A 13,922-nucleotide genomic window follows, 5' to 3' on the forward strand; every position below is an offset into this window, starting at 1 on the left:
ACTTAAAAGCTGCCGCCCCCTCCAAAATTAAATGAAAATCCCTGGGTTTCATCCCCTTCTTCTTTCATTATTGGAACACCATAATCAATTGAAACAGTTGATTGGCCGAGGAAAGGAATATTCAACCTTAAACCAAGCCCTCCCGACATCCTGAAACGATCAAAATTGAAATCCGCCAAAGATTCATCTGCTTTTCCTGCATCAACAAATACTGCCATACGAACAATATCTTTATACAAAGGCACCAAATATTCAGTATTAAGCAACATTAAAAGTTCCCCACCTACCTGTTCATCTGTTTTCTCATCAATGGGTGCGACGCCTCTGTATTTAAAACCCCGAATAGACCCATAACCTCCTGCATAAAATCTTTCAAATATCGGAACGTTTTCTCCCGATGTGGACTCGACCACCCCAATGGTTCCCCCATAAGCGACAACATGTTTTCCCCACTTAGGTACCTCAAAAACTGTAGTATATTTTTTTGCCTTTACATCGTATTTTACAATATCCACATCTAAGCCTGCAACCTCGAACGATGTATTAATTGCATATCCTTTTGTTGGCATGAATATATTATCTGTTTTATTCGCCTGTGCAGAAAAGGTAACTCCCGTTTTCCAATTACCCCCCTCGACATCTAACACATCCTGCGGTGTGTCATTCTTATCTTTCCTTCTTTCAATACCGATCAATTCAAATGACGGGCTCACTTTCACATAAACATCCCTCACCAGTTCTCTCCCCACAGAGATCTGCGCTCCGGCGCTTTTTTGCTGATAAAGGTTATACCACCTGCTATAGCTGGATAAGCTTGCTCCTGCACTATAAGGGGAATCAAATATCGCGGGATCCGTCAAAGAAATAAGGATTTCAGTTCTCTGAAAGCCGGGACTGAAACGCAACGTTAATATTTGTCCTGCGCCGCGAAATGCATTCCCGCTCAGAAAATCATTCCAGCCCTTTGGAAAATCAAGAACATCAAAATTTCTATCTGTATATGAAATATCGCCAAAAGCGCCGACATTTGCCCCATACCCTCCGCCAAACCTTAGCATGCCGGTCCTTCCTTCTCTTACTTCAACTATTAAATTTTTCTTGTTTGGCACAGAGCCTTGTTCAAAACTAATTCCCGCAGGCATTCCAGAATCCATATCAAAATACCCCGTGTTTGCCAATCGTCTCTGGCTATCACGTATTTTTTCGACATTTAACCGTTCACCCGGATTAAAGGTTAGCTGCCTGCGAATAACATTGTCCCTTGTCTTATCGTTTCCGATAATCTTTACTTTGTCTATATAGTACCTGTCACGCTCCTCAATATCAAAAAACACCTTTACTTTAGTTTCATCAGCAGCAAATATGTGTTTTTCATTAACACTAGTTGCAAGATATCCCTGCGCACCATAAGCAAGCCGGATTTGATATGTATCCTTTTCCACCGCGTCTAAAGAGAAAGGGGCGCCTTCCTTCAATTTTAATGCAGCTTTCAATTCATCTGCGGTAAATATTGTTGTACCACTTATTTCTAATGTATCTACATAATATCTTTCCCCTTCTTTTACGTGTATGGTAATGTACATCTCACTGTCATCGTTTTCATATGTTATCTCCCATCCAACATCAACATCCAGCCATCCATTATTCATGTAAAACTCTTTGATTTTAACCATATCAGATGCAAATACATCTTGTTCAAATCTTCCGGGAAACATTATTTTCGGGAATCTCTTCTTGCGGGTTTCCATTTGCTTAAGGAGTTTTCTGGGTTTATAACTGGTATTACCCTTAAAATCAATATCGGCAATACGTATACGGGGACCTTCTTCTATATTAAAGATAACCGTTGTTTCTCCATTTACCACCTTGGACTCCGCATGTACCTGCATTCTGGAAAAACATTTTTTCTTATATAAATCCCGTATTTTATCTTCATCCAACTTCAGCAGATGATGCTTTAATACGTCTCCCTCTCTTATCCCAATTTCTTTTGCCAATTTTTTGGATTTAATCTTTTTATTACCCGAAAACAGGATCTTGTCAATTACTGCACGTTCAGAGACAAGGAAAATCAGGTTTAACCCATCGGCTGTCTCTTCTATTTCAACCTCTATGTTTTCAAAGAACCCCAGTGACCAAATAGCATCCACATCCTGACTTACTAGGTTAGGGTCATACACGTCACCTTCCTTCGACCGAATGATGCTTCTTATTGCAGCATCACTAATCCTTTTGTTTCCTCTGACTTCAATTTTTTTTAGAATATGCGTGTTTTTATCCAGATTTTCATCGCAAGAAACCTTAACATTTACAAAACACAAGACCAAAACAAGTGCCACAATTGTCTTAGCGGTAGTTAATAAAACCTTGTCCGGTTTCATTCGATTCCTGAAGACGAGAAATTTTCAAAACGCATACAATGTGAGAGAAAAGTCAATTTTATCGTTCCTGTAGGCCCATTCCGCTGTTTTGCTATAATCAGTTCTGCGGTACCATCCTTTTTTTCGGGATTAAAATAATCTTCTCTGTGTAACAAAGCAATAACATCCGCATCCTGTTCAATCGATCCTGATTCACGAAGATCTGACATCCTTGGTCTGTGCCCCTCCCTAGACTCCACAGACCTGTTCAACTGGGATACCGCAATTACCGGTATTGCCAGTTCTCTGGCAAGAGATTTTAAACCCCTGGAAATTATAGAAATCTCCTGCTGGCGATTTTCTCCACGAGGCGATTCCATCAATTGCAAATAATCTACCGCAATTAGTTGAATATCGTATTGAGCTTTTAATCTCCTTGCCTTTGCACGCACTTCCAATACTGTCAGCCCCGGTGTATCTTCAATAAAAATAGGCGCTTCGGAAAGAGACCCTAACCCATTTGAAAGTGCACTCCATAATCTATCATCATCTTCCAGAAATCCTTTTCTTAGTTTATGCGCATCGATCTTTGAGTGAGAACAAAGCATATTTTGCGCCAACTGCTGGGCAGACATTTCCATAGAAAATATTGCCGCCGGTTTTTTTTCTACCACCCCAATATGTTCGATAATATTCATAACAAAACTTGTTTTCCCCATGCTGGGCCTTGCGGCAACAATAACAAGTTCGGAAGGCTGCAATCCGCAGGTAAGGTCATCGAAATCGTAAAATCCGGTAGATAACCCCGTTAACCTGCTTTCCCTGTCATGCAGATTCTCAATACGGCTAAAGGTTTCTTTCAGTATTTCATTTAATTTAATGGACGATGCGTTAAATTTTTTCTGCGTAATCTCAAAGATCGCCCTCTCAGAGGAATCAAGTAAAAAGCCGGTATCAACGGCACCTTCAAATGCCTGTTTTTGAATATTTGCGGCAACTTCAATGAGATTTCTTTTTATGGCATTTTCCCGTACTATATTCGCATAATATTCTACATTCCCAATAGTTGGAACCGCTTCCTCAAGTTCCACCAAATACTCTGCTCCGCCAACATTCTCAAGTAAGGAACGCTTCTTTAATTCTTCCCGCAACAAAACCAAATCAATGGCCTGCCCCTTATCATACAAATCTATTATGGCCTGGTATATGCTCTGGTGCGCCGTTTTATAAAAACTTTGCTTATTCAATATTGGCACAACTACATTTATAACCTCATTGTCAAGCAACATGGCGCCAATAACACTCATTTCGGCGTCCAGACTTTGAGGCAGCGTACGTTCAAGCACCGATTCTACTGCCATATATTTGTCCCTTTAAAAATCAGACAACATCCTCTTCTTCATTCACCACTTGCACTTTACATGTTGTCTTCATTTCAGCGCTTAATACAACCGCAACATCATATTCGCCGCATTCCTTTACAGGATTTTCCAGTTTAATCATATCCACATCAATTGGTATCCCCTGTTTCTTCAGCACATCGGCTATATGAACAGACGTAACGGAACCAAACAACCTTCCTTCTTCATTCACCTTTGCAGGAATCCTGCAAACGGCGTTGGAAATAGTCTCCAAAATTTCCCGCAATCTTTCGCATTCTTCTTTCAGTTGTATTTCAATTTTCTTTTTTGCCTTCTCCAGTTGCTTCAAATTCCCTTCGGTAACGTAAGTGGCCATTCCCCTGGGCAACAGATAATTCCTCGCATACCCTTTTTTTACTTTAACAACATCACCGATCCTGCCAAGCGTGTCAATATTTTTTGTCAATAATAATTCCATGGAAAAATAACCTCCTAAGTTACGTATGGAAGCAAAGCCATAAACCTTGCTCTTTTAATGGACATTTTAACAGAACGTTGATGCCGGGCACAATTCCCCGACCGTTTTCTTGAAAAAAGTTTCCCCCGGGTAGTTGCAAGTTTCTGTAAATTTTGGATGTCCTTATAATCAACCTCCTCGACCCCCATTCTGCAAAATCTGCATTTGCTTGTTTTATTAAATATTTTTCTTGTCATAGTATTTAACCTTCTTATAAAAAATGTCTACGTTTACATCAAAACGGTATCTCTTCACCATTGATGTCCGAAACCATATTTTCAGACGTCGTATCTGAATTTGCGCTATCCAGTGATTGCCCCAAATCGTCTTTTGGCCGTTTGCCTGCACCGCCGCCAATGAACTGAAAATTATCCGCAACTACACGCAATGTACTACGCTTTTGTCCTTCTTTTGTTTCCCACTGATTAAATTGCAAGCGGCCTTCGATAAAGATAGGGCTTCCCTTGCTGAAGTATTCGCCAATAACTTCAGCTCTCCTGCCAAACATACTGACATCTACAAAACAAACTTCGTCCTTTTGTTCCCCGGTTTTGGACGTCCATTTGCTACTCACAGCTATCGCAAAACTTGCCACTGCCAACCCTCCTGCGGTATATCTCAGTTCAGGATCTCTCGTAAGGTTTCCCATAAGAAATACTTTATTAAGGCTTGCCATTCCTTACTCCTTTTATCTCTAACTAAAATTTTTCTTATTTAAACGACCGTCAGTATCTTATAGTACGAGATGATTTCTTTTCTATAATAAGACTAGATTTAAAGTTAAACGTCTCCAACAGCTAAAACAGGTTCACATTTTTCTGCTGATAATACTTCCTCCGTTTTAGGCTCTTTTTCAGCTTCTTTATCTGAAAAACCTTCCTCAATGCCGGCAGCAGATAATTCTTCAATTACAGTATCTCTTAGTATTAAAGACCGAATAAGAAACTCGGATAACTGAAAATCCCTTTTCATCTGCGTAATGGATGTGTTTTCAGCATTAAAATGTATCAATAAGTATGTGCCGCGTTTGTGACTTTTAATCTTATAAGCTAATTTTTTCTCTCCCCATTTTTCAGTCTTTAAAATTTCCGCACCATTCTTTGCCAAAATATCGTGAATACTTTTTACTACGCCGTCCCAGTCGGAATTGGCGGGGACATTGTCAATCAGAAACAAACCCTCATACAATCTCAAATTCTCTTCCTCCTAACATTATTCATAAAAACCTTACATAAAACAAAAAAATTAGTTATTTTCATTCATACAACTTTCTATCCCCTTGTAAACCCATGTTTTCAAGGCTTTGCATGCTTCCTGAAGGGATTTCGCTATTTCAACATCTTCTTCTGCAGAAAACATTGAAAGGACAAAACGGCTCGTATCATTAAATTTGGGACGTCCTATTCCTATTCTCAAACGGGGGAAATCGGCAGTCCCTAAAGATGACGCAACTGATTCCAAACCACGATGCCCACCGCAGCCACCGGAGCGCCGAATACGTAATTTGCCGAATGGGAGATCTAAATCATCACATACGACCATAACATCCCTAGGTTGACATTTGTACATATTTACCGCTTCCTGAACTGCAATGCCGCTTAAATTCATAAATGTTTGTGGCTTTAGCAATATAATTTCTTCATGTTCCACTTCTTTTTTACAAAACAGAGATTGAAATTTATGCTGAAACCCTCCCATTCCCAGTTGTTGGGAAAATTCATCAATTACCATAAAACCCAGGTTATGCCTCGTCCTTAAATACTTCTCGCCGGGATTTCCCAGTCCAACTATCATCTTCATCAACAAATTCCATACTACGATTTTTCTGAAGCACCAGCTTCTTCTTTCGGCTTTTTAGTGATTACTTCAGGTCCGGCAATCAATTCTTCTTCTGATGCCGCTTTTTCCTCCGCAGCATGGTGCACAGAAACAACAACCGATTCTGCATCGGATAAATATTTAATACCTGCTATAGAAGGTAATTCTTTGACATGTATAGACTTACCCATTTCAAGTTCAGATACATTTACCTTAATATCCTCAGGAACAGCCGCAGGGAAACATTCTATCTCTATATTTTTCATAGTCTGGGTTAACACACCGCCCGCTTTCACTCCAACAGCACTCCCTGACAGTATTATTGGCACTTTTAAAGTTACCCTTTCATCCATAGAGACACGCGCAAAATCTACGTGCAATACCTTGTCTGAAAGATTATCGTATTGGACATCTTTTATAAGAACAGACTCCTTTGTCCTGTCGTAAGCCAGACTGATCATACGAGCACCGGCATTTAAAACACGCCCGAATTCACCGCCATCAACACTCAAAAGCACATTATCTTCTTTGTGGCCGTAAACCACTGCAGGTATATGTCCGGTCGCCCTCAGTTTTCTCACCGCCTTGGTTCTTTTTAATGTTCTTTTTTCCGCCTTCAATTCTAAAACTTCCATCGTTTTACAACTCCTAAAAATAACCTATTAAACAAATAAAGAGCTTACCGATTCATGATGATGTATTCTCATGATCGCATCTCCTAACAGACCTGAAATAGAAAGCACTTTAAACTTATCGCCAGTCGCTCTTGCTTTTTCAGAAAGCGGTATCGAATCAGTTATCACTATTTCTTTTATCGGGGCAGCTGACAATTTTTCTATCGCTGAACCGCAAAAAACCGGATGAGTCGCTCCGACATATATTTCTCTGGCGCCTTTTTCTTTCAGGACATACGCCGCTTGTGCAATAGACCCACCCGTTGCAATTAAATCGTCGATCATAATCACATTTTTATTTGCTACCTCTCCGATTATAAATCCTACCTCTGTCTCTTCAGGCCCTACCCGCCTCTTGTCAACGATTGCCATCTTCACACCCAAGCCCTTTGAATAATTCCTGGCGAGTTTTATACCTCCGACATCGGGAGTAACCACCACCAAATCTTCTGTCTTTAATTGTTCAAAGTATTTCATCATTACAGGAAATGCCAGCAGATGGTCTACAGGAATGTCAAAAAATCCCTGAATCTGAGCGGCATGTAAATCAAGGGTTAGAACCCTGTCAGCCCCTGCCGTAGTTATGAGATTTGCTACCAATTTTGCCGTTATTGGTACACGCCCTTCGTCTTTTCTATCCTTTCGCGCATAACCATAATACGGCAGCACCGCAGTAATACGCGCGGCAGATGCCCGCTTTAGACAGTCTATGAATATAAGAAGTTCCGTTAAGCTTTCATTGACAGGTGCGCATGTTGGTTGAACCAAAAATACGTCAGCACCCCGAACATCCTCATTGACCTTCAGGTCAATTTCGCCATCGGGAAAACGGCCAACGTAGGCATTCCCCAGATTGATCGAAAGGTGTTCGCAAATTTTTCTTGCCAAATCAGGATTTGCATTTCCGGAAAAAATTTTCAAATGATCTAACTCTTCTATCCTTCTCTTTTTGTCCATTTCTCTACCTTAAAAAACTTGTTTTCCATTCTTCCCACTGCTTTTTACAACTGTACCATCGCTCACTTTCGTGCCAGATTCCAAATATGCAAATGGTCCTATACGACAATACCGGCCAATAACTACATTTTTGTTTATATAAGAAAAGGGATAAATTTTCGTTCCCGCCCCAATTTCCACATTATTTTCAACAAATGTGCTTCCTGTGTCTACTATAGTTACCCCGCTCTCCATAAAACCCTGCAGAATCTCATCATGCCTTATTTTGTTAACGATTGCCAATTCTTGCTGGGTATTTATCCCTAATACCTCAACAGCGTCATCCGCCTCAATTCCCTCTATTTTTTTCCCCTTATTGTGTAATATTGAAATGATGTCGGTTAGATAAAACTCCCCTTTTTTATTGTGTGGCTGAACCTCGCTCAATCCTTCAAGAAGGGCTTTCGTTTTAAATGCATATATTCCCGCGTTGATTTCATTAATTGCTAATACATCACCGTCGGCTTCACTTTCTTCTATAATTTTCGCTATACTACCATTTTTATCCCTATATATCCGCCCATACCCTTTTGGTTTTTCCAGGCGTGCGGTTAATAATACAACATCAGCCGCCGTTTCATTATTTATGCTTATCAGCCTTTTCAGTGTCCGGGGTTTAATAAGAGGCGCGTCGCCATTTAAAATTAAAACGATGTCCGCCGAACTATTAATTCTCTCTTTTACCGCAATAACGGCATGTGCTGTTCCTAATTGTTCCCGTTGTTCTACTATTTCAACAGGTAATCCCTCTAAACTTTCTCCTACTTCTTCTTTTTTGTCACCAACTACTATGATTATCCGGGGAATTTCAGCCTTTTGCACAGAGCAAATAACACATTCAAGAAGGGTGCTGCCGCATACTTCATGCAAAACCTTTGGCAATTGTGAACGCATTCGCGTACCCTTGCCAGCAGCCAAAATAACTGCCGTAATCTTTTTCATCTTTGTATTGCAATACACAAAATCATAAAACTACTGCAACTTACTCATTCCCTAAAAATAGAATGGCTACCCGGGGAGGACTCGAACCTCCAATGAGAGAACCAAAATCTCTAGTGTTACCATTACACCACCGGGTAGCATTCTGCTCTACTATTTTTTATACAATGATACTATGGATTGCACATCGCGTTATTCTGTACTATTCCGCCGTTAACACAGCGCCTTTATCCGCCGATGTAACACATTTTGCATACCGGGACAACACCCCATGTGTTATTTTTGGTTTTGGCGGTTTCCATGCTTCCTTTCTACGAGTAAGAATTTCCTTCGAAACATTCAAATTTAATGTGCGACCTGGAATATCTATCGTTATTTCATCACCATCCTCCACCAAGGCAATGGGACCCCCAACCATTGCTTCAGGCGATACATGCCCAACGCAGGGACCTTGCGTTCCCCCGGAAAAACGCCCATCCGTAATTAAAGCAACGGACTCTCCTAACCCAAGTCCCACAAGCGCCGCCGTAGGAGACAACATCTCTCTCATCCCAGGCCCCCCGCGCGGACCCTCATATCGTATCACGACCACCATGCCTTTGCTAATCATGGAATCCATAATTGCATTCATTGCAGCCTCTTCACTATTGAAAACCTTTGCCTTCCCAGTAAACTGCATCATGTTTTCGGATACAGCGCTCTGCTTTATCACGGCACCATCGGGAGATAAATTACCATATAAAACAGCTATCCCACCTTCTTTATGATATGCGGCATCCTTTGACCTTATCACCTCGTCATCGTTAATTATGGCGGATTTCGCTATCTCTTTTGTATTAAACCCGCTTACGGTAATACAATCGTACAGGTCATCCTGTAATCGATTCATTACGGCGGGAATGCCGCCCGCATAATATAAATCTTCAAGCAAATATTCGCCACCAGGCTGCAAGCTTGTTATATGAGGTGTTCTTGCACTAATTTCGTCAAACAACTTCAAATTTACTTCCACGCCAGCCTCGTTTGCAATCGCAGGAATATGCAAACAGGAATTTGTTGACCCGCCAAGCGCCATATCTACCATGATCGCATTTTCAAATGCTTTACGCGTCATAATCTTTCTCGAAGTAATATCTTTTCTTACAAGATCTACAACCCGTTGGCCACTTTTATAGGCAATACGTTCCTTCTCCGCCGAAATTGCAAGAGAAGCGGCGCATCTTGGCAGAGACATACCTAACGCCTCCGATACACATGCCATCGTGTTGGCCGTATATAACCCCTGACACGATCCAGCTCCGGGACAAGCATCCATCTCTAAACACGACAATTCTTTATCGTCAATTTCGCCTTTACGTCTTCTCCCTACCGCTTCAAAGGTATCTTTCACCAGGGATAACTTTTGCTTTCCATAACGTCCGGAAATCATAGGGCCAGCAGTAACAACAATCCCGGGGATATCCAATCTTGCGCAGGCCATCAACATTCCCGGCGTTATTTTGTCGCAATTTGTAAGCATCACCAACCCATCCAGACAGTGAGCACTTACCACACACTCTATCATGTCTGCAATCAGATCCCTTGACACAAGAGAATAATGCATTCCGCTATGCCCCATTGCAATGCCGTCACAGATACCCGGTATACCAAAAACAAAGCTTACCCCTCCTCCCGCATGGATGCCTTTTTCAATGGCCCTCTCCAGCGGACGCATATGGACATGTCCGGGAATAAGGTCGGTAAAACTGCTCGCTATTCCAATGAACGGTTTATCTAAATCCTCTTTGCTTAAACCAGTTGCGTATAAAAGTGCCCGTGCAGGAACACGCTCAAGACCTTTCGTAATTTTATCGCTTCTCAATTCCATGCCATTCCAATCTATGTAAACCTTTATCTGCCTATAATATTGTGAATTTTCATTATAGCGAAAAGCTTACTATTGTCAAATCAAAACTACCTTATGCTTTGGCAGTATAATTAGCTACAAACCAAAAATAATATGGAGATTCCCCCTCTTTTAGATCAACTATTTTAATAATAATTACCCTAATATATTTCCACAACTGGATTTTCGCTTGACTTCCCTATAACACCACGTTTAAACTTTTGAGCGGCAATGATGCTTATTCCGTATATATTTTAACATTAAGAGTTTAGCGCCGTATAGGTACTGTAAGGGTTCACAAATAGAGATTTCTAAATTAGATTTACTTTTGTTGACATAAATAGGTATAGCATTTCTGAAATCACATTTTGTGAACTTCTTGAGTATAACTGGAGAGAAAGTCTCACACAACTAGCCGGATAAACATTCATTTCATTACTAAATTATTAATACCTGGAAATTCGAGGAGCATTTTATGAACCATACTGAGCAATTGCAAATATCACAGATAAAAAGGGCGGGGTTGCATAGAAGGCTGTATGATTGGACGCTACATTGGGCACATACTCCCTATGGTTCCATTGCCTTATTTATACTGGCGTTTTGTGAATCTTCTTTCTTTCCCATTCCCCCGGATGTACTCTTAATGGCGCTTGCATTCTCAATCGCAAGAAAATCCTTTAAATATGCCGCCATTTGTTCCGTGGGGTCCATATTGGGCGGTGGTTTTGGATATTTTATAGGCTTCGGGTTGTTTGATTTTGTTGGAATACCAATCCTCACCACCCTTGGGCTTATAGAAAAATTTGATTATGTAAAAGAACAATACAACACCAATGCCTTTTCCGCCGTTGCCATTGCGGGGTTTACCCCAATCCCATACAAAGTCTTTACCATTGCGGCCGGGGCTTGCAAAATTAATTTGTGGACATTTTTAATTGCGTCAGCAATCAGCCGGTCGGGAAGATTCTTCATAGTTGCCGCTCTCATTTGTATTTTTGGGCCAAAGATAAAACATTTTATAGAAAAATACTTTAATATTATCTCCATTGCCTTTGTCGTATTGATAGTAGCCGGTTTTTTTGTCATCAAATTACTTAAATAAGGAAAGTACCATGAAACACACAATGGTTATATTCACATTTTTCATATTTACCTTAATATCTTCCTTTTCCTTACTGCTTGCGGAAACGGAACCACCTCAGACGTGGGAGTCACAAGTTGCAGGGAGGTTTTATCCTGGCAATGAAGCGGCATTAAAAGGCCAAATAAATGAATTTCTAAATGAGGTTTCCAGTCAAAAATCAAATGGAAGACCCCTTGCGATCATATCCCCCCATGCTGGATATGTTTATTCCGGACAAGTTGCAGCCTATGGTTATAGCGCTATAAAGGGACATGGATTTAAGAGGGTGATTGTGCTTTCCCCTTCCCACAGTGGGAGGAGATACCGGGGCGCCTCAATATTAAAAGCAACCAGCTATAAAACGCCTCTAGGGAAAATTTCTATTGACCAGGAAGCATGTGATTATTTGCTTAACACCTCTTTCACCGCAGAATCAAAAAATAAACGCAACAGCAGCCCCCTGAAGCTATTCGGAGATTATGACGGCGCATACAAGGGAGAACATTCTTTAGAAATGCAACTACCCTTCCTGCAAATGACCTTGGGGGATTTTAATCTGGTACCCATCATGATTGGCATATTGATCGATAATGATTTTGACAAAGTTGCAGAAGCCATTCGGCCATTGCTGGACGACAAAACACTGCTCGTCGTCAGTTCTGATTTTACCCATTACGGCGATGCGTACCGATATGTACCATTCAGAGAAAATGTGGAAGAAAACATAAAGATTCTTGACTATGGCGCTTTTGAAAAGATTCTTAATAAAGATTTTGACGGACTCAGGGAATATAGAAAACAAACGGGAATAAATGCCTGTGGAATATTGCCTATTTCAATTCTTTTAAAACTACTGCCAGATAGTGCAAAAGGACAAATTCTTCATTACGATACGTCAGGGCATCAGACAAATAATTTCGTCTATTCCGTTAGCTATGCATCCATTCTTTTCACAAAAGAGGCGGAAATCAAATCAGGCGAATATCACCCGCAAGAAAAACCACAAACGGAAGGGCAATCCATTTGTCTTTCAGAAAAAGAAAAGAAAACACTCTTATCGCTTGCCAGAAACACTTTGGAAACGTATGCAAATACAGGTGCTTCTCCTGAAATTGATTTGCAGCTTTTCACACAAACGCCAAGGCTTTTCGAAAAATATGGCGTGTTTGTAACATTAAAAGAACAGGGGCAATTGCGCGGGTGCATTGGGTATATCCTTCCCAAAACCTCCCTTTGCCAGGCGGTAGTTGAAAATACCATCAACTCCTCTGCAAAAGACAATAGATTTCTGCCGGTAACCCATGAAGAAATGAATGACATTGATATAGAAATTTCCGTTTTGAGTCAGCCAAGAAAAATAAGCGGACCTGAAGGGTTTACCGTTGGACAGGAAGGCATAGTAATTCGTAAAGGATATGCAAACGCAGTATTTCTTCCACACATTGCCGCTGAACAGGGGTGGGACAAAACGGAAACCCTTCAACATCTCTGCAAAAAGCCGGATTACCCATAAATGCATGGAGAGACAACGATATGGAGTTCTTTGTTTTCACGGCAGACATATTTCACGAGGCAATAGGAATTTAAAATAGTTTGCCTGCAGTTTTTGCCCAAAACGTATTGAAGCTTCTTATTAAACAGATTTTTCTCTATCGGAGTATATTATTGGAAGAAACTGCAAAAAAAATACTCTTGGAAATTGCCAGAAAGAGCGTCGCGTCCGCGGTAAAAAAAGAACCTGCCCCGGACTTTTCCTATGATCATCCTGATATTCAGGCAAAACAGGGTGTTTTTGTCACTATAAAAAACCGGGGAAAGCTTCGTGGCTGCATTGGCCGGTTTGTATCTGATATTCCACTCTACAAGCTTGTTTCTGAGGTGGCAATTTCCTCAGCGACTGAAGATTCACGTTTTTTCGACAATCCGGTTACCTCGTCTGAACTTGACCAAATTAACATTGAACTCTCCATCCTATCTCCGCTAAAACGTATCACAGACCCCTTTGATTTTGAATTAGGAAAACATGGCATGTACGTCAAAAAAGGCTTTCAATCAGGATGTTTTCTTCCCCAGGTGGCAACTGAAACCGGATGGAGCAAAGAAGAATTCCTTTCCCACTGTTGCTCCGGCAAAGCGGGTTTGCCCAAAGAAGCCTGGAAACACAGAGACATCGAAATGTATACCTTTACCGTTGAAATAATCAAAGACGACCGATAATCATATTCACTGTTTTTTTTGAACAATAC

The 13,922-nt window shown here is 40.8% G+C and carries 14 protein-coding genes and 1 tRNA gene; 3 read left to right on the forward strand and 12 right to left on the reverse strand.

What is annotated here, in order from left to right; translation table 11 throughout:
* Positions 1 to 2: 2 nt before the first annotated feature.
* The 12 genes from bamA to ilvD all read right to left on the reverse strand — a co-directional run bounded on the left by bamA (position 3) and on the right by ilvD (position 10,532).
* On the reverse strand, positions 3 to 2,381 hold the full coding sequence (gene bamA, locus M5U24_RS08755) for an outer membrane protein assembly factor BamA (RefSeq protein ID WP_099326084.1): 2,379 nt from the start codon (positions 2,379 to 2,381) through the stop codon (positions 3 to 5).
* Positions 2,378 to 3,721 carry a replicative DNA helicase gene (dnaB, locus tag M5U24_RS08760; RefSeq protein WP_099326083.1) on the reverse strand — a complete coding sequence of 448 codons (1,344 nt, stop codon included), beginning with the start codon at positions 3,719 to 3,721 and terminating at the stop codon, positions 2,378 to 2,380. Before dnaB ends, bamA begins: the two co-directional genes overlap by 4 nt.
* A 19-nt stretch (positions 3,722 to 3,740) precedes the next feature.
* Positions 3,741 to 4,199, reverse strand: a complete 459-nt coding sequence (gene rplI, locus M5U24_RS08765; RefSeq protein WP_099326082.1) for a 50S ribosomal protein L9 — start codon at positions 4,197 to 4,199, stop codon at positions 3,741 to 3,743.
* A 14-nt stretch (positions 4,200 to 4,213) separates the two neighbouring features.
* Entirely contained in the window at positions 4,214 to 4,435 is a 222-nt protein-coding gene (gene rpsR, locus M5U24_RS08770) for a 30S ribosomal protein S18 (RefSeq protein ID WP_099326081.1), read from the reverse strand.
* A 38-nt stretch (positions 4,436 to 4,473) separates the two neighbouring features.
* Entirely contained in the window at positions 4,474 to 4,914 is a 441-nt protein-coding gene (locus M5U24_RS08775) for a single-stranded DNA-binding protein (RefSeq protein WP_099326080.1), read from the reverse strand.
* 104 nt (positions 4,915 to 5,018) lie between these two features.
* The gene (gene rpsF / locus M5U24_RS08780; protein ID WP_099326079.1) at positions 5,019 to 5,432 is read right to left on the reverse strand and encodes a 30S ribosomal protein S6; all 414 of its coding nucleotides are present in this window, start codon (positions 5,430 to 5,432) and stop codon (positions 5,019 to 5,021) included.
* A 51-nt stretch (positions 5,433 to 5,483) separates the two neighbouring features.
* Positions 5,484 to 6,038: an aminoacyl-tRNA hydrolase gene (gene pth, locus M5U24_RS08785; protein ID WP_099326078.1), complete on the reverse strand. Its 555-nt coding sequence runs from the start codon at positions 6,036 to 6,038 to the stop codon at positions 5,484 to 5,486.
* A 14-nt stretch (positions 6,039 to 6,052) separates the two neighbouring features.
* The gene (locus M5U24_RS08790) at positions 6,053 to 6,691 is read right to left on the reverse strand and encodes a 50S ribosomal protein L25 (RefSeq protein WP_099326077.1); all 639 of its coding nucleotides are present in this window, start codon (positions 6,689 to 6,691) and stop codon (positions 6,053 to 6,055) included.
* A gap of 27 nt (positions 6,692 to 6,718) precedes the next feature.
* The gene (locus tag M5U24_RS08795; protein ID WP_099326076.1) at positions 6,719 to 7,687 is read right to left on the reverse strand and encodes a ribose-phosphate pyrophosphokinase; all 969 of its coding nucleotides are present in this window, start codon (positions 7,685 to 7,687) and stop codon (positions 6,719 to 6,721) included.
* A gap of 9 nt (positions 7,688 to 7,696) precedes the next feature.
* Positions 7,697 to 8,668 (reverse strand): sugar phosphate nucleotidyltransferase, encoded by a 972-nt coding sequence (locus M5U24_RS08800; RefSeq protein ID WP_099326075.1) that lies wholly within the window; start codon positions 8,666 to 8,668, stop codon positions 7,697 to 7,699.
* Positions 8,669 to 8,731: 63 nt separating this feature from the next.
* A tRNA-Gln gene (locus tag M5U24_RS08805) sits at positions 8,732 to 8,805 on the reverse strand.
* 62 nt (positions 8,806 to 8,867) lie between these two features.
* A complete protein-coding gene (gene ilvD / locus M5U24_RS08810) occupies positions 8,868 to 10,532 on the reverse strand; it encodes a dihydroxy-acid dehydratase (RefSeq protein WP_230408005.1) in 1,665 nt (554 codons plus the stop codon).
* Positions 10,533 to 11,025: 493 nt separating this feature from the next.
* Here ilvD and M5U24_RS08815 point away from each other — a divergent pair, with 493 nt between their 5' ends.
* From M5U24_RS08815 to amrA, 3 genes are all read left to right on the forward strand, one after another.
* Positions 11,026 to 11,655, forward strand: coding sequence for a VTT domain-containing protein (locus M5U24_RS08815; protein WP_099326074.1), 630 nt, complete (start codon positions 11,026 to 11,028; stop codon positions 11,653 to 11,655).
* 10 nt (positions 11,656 to 11,665) lie between these two features.
* The gene (amrB, locus tag M5U24_RS08820; protein ID WP_298202211.1) at positions 11,666 to 13,189 is read left to right on the forward strand and encodes an AmmeMemoRadiSam system protein B; all 1,524 of its coding nucleotides are present in this window, start codon (positions 11,666 to 11,668) and stop codon (positions 13,187 to 13,189) included.
* Positions 13,190 to 13,341: 152 nt separating this feature from the next.
* On the forward strand, positions 13,342 to 13,893 hold the full coding sequence (gene amrA / locus M5U24_RS08825; RefSeq protein WP_157820644.1) for an AmmeMemoRadiSam system protein A: 552 nt from the start codon (positions 13,342 to 13,344) through the stop codon (positions 13,891 to 13,893).
* The last annotated feature ends 29 nt before the right edge of the window (positions 13,894 to 13,922 follow it).

Source organism: Candidatus Kuenenia sp., assembly GCF_027493735.1.
Lineage (GTDB): Bacteria > Planctomycetota > Brocadiia > Brocadiales > Brocadiaceae > Kuenenia > Kuenenia stuttgartiensis_A.